This window comes from Arthrobacter sp. 05T410, assembly GCF_056396505.1.
Genome location: NZ_JBFTLP010000046.1, coordinates 1 through 1,277 on the forward strand (window position 1 = coordinate 1; position 1,277 = coordinate 1,277).

Sequence of the window (1,277 nt, forward strand, 5' to 3'; positions counted from 1 at the left end):
GGGACTGCTGAAGGTTTAGTTGACAGCTGTGGTTGATATTTTCTTACGCGGCTGAGGCCGCGTTTTTTATTGTCTCAAACTCGATGGGTGTCAGCCGTCCTAGGGCACGTTGACGGCGTTTTCGGTGGTAGCTGCGCTCGATCCAGGTCGCGATGGCGAGCCGGAGCTCGGCCCGGGTTTCCCATCGTTTCCGGTTCAGGACGTTCTTTTGAAGCAGGGAAAAGAACGATTCCATCGCGGCATTGTCACCGCATGCCCCCACCCGGCCCATCGATCCGTTCAGGCCGTAAGTGTTCAGGGCCAGGACGAACTTTCTGGATCTGAACTGGGACCCGCGATCGCTATGGACCACCGTGCCGGCCGGGTTCCTCAGGGCCACAGCGTGGTCCAGTGCGGCGACGGCCAGGGATGCTTTCATCCGCCCGTCCATGGAGTACCCGACGATCCGGTTCGAATGCAGGTCCTTGATCGCGCACAGGTACAGCTTGCCCTCCGCGGTGTGGTGCTCGGTGATGTCCGTGAGCCATTTCCGGTTCGGTGCCGTGGCGCTGAAGTCCCGCTCGATGAGGTCATCGTGGACCGGAGGGCCGGTCTTGAGCCCTGAGCGGCGCCGGCGGTGGATCACCGAGAGGATGCCGTTCTGGGAGCACAGCCGCCAGATCCGCCGTTCACTGGCCCCAGGGCCGGGACCGGCGTTGATCTCATCGGCGATGAACCGGTATCCGAAGGCGGGATCGTCGCGGTGGTGGTCGACGGCGGCGTTGATCAGGTGCGCTTCTTCCCAGTCCCGGGCGGGGACGGGGTTGGCGGCCCACTGGTAGTAGGCCTGTCTGGAGAAATTCAGTACCCGGCAGGACACTGCCACGGGAACCCTGATCGGGGCGTCCCTGGCAGCCAGCTCGCGGACCAGCGGGTACATCATTTTTTTGGATTGATGTCCCGGGACAGGTAGGCCACGGCTCGGCGCATGACTTCGGCTTCCTGTTCCAGGAGCCGGATGCGTTTGTTCGCCTCCCGCAGCTTCGCGGCGTCATCGGACACCACCCCGGACTTCACGCCGTCTTCTCTGTCGGCGATCTTCATCCAGCGGTGCAGGGCAGCGGGTGAGACGCCGAAGTCCTTGGCGATCTGCGTGATGGGCGCTTCGCCCTTGCGGGCAACCGCGACGACATCGCGGCGGAACTCTTCGGGAAAGGCTTTGGGCATGATGAACATCCTTCCACCCGCAAGGATCAAATCCTCACAGGCAAAGTGTCAATCAAACCTTCAGCAGTCCC

1 protein-coding gene is annotated in these 1,277 nt (G+C 62.6%); it reads right to left on the reverse strand.

Annotated features, from left to right (window positions below):
• Window positions 1-43: 43 nt before the first annotated feature.
• A protein-coding gene (locus tag AC1DFR_RS22310; protein ID WP_476874500.1) for an IS3 family transposase occupies window positions 44-1,206 on the reverse strand; the annotation gives its coding sequence in 2 pieces (ribosomal slippage) (window positions 44-925 and window positions 928-1,206; 1,161 coding nt in all).
• Between the last annotated feature and the right edge of the window lie 71 nt (window positions 1,207-1,277).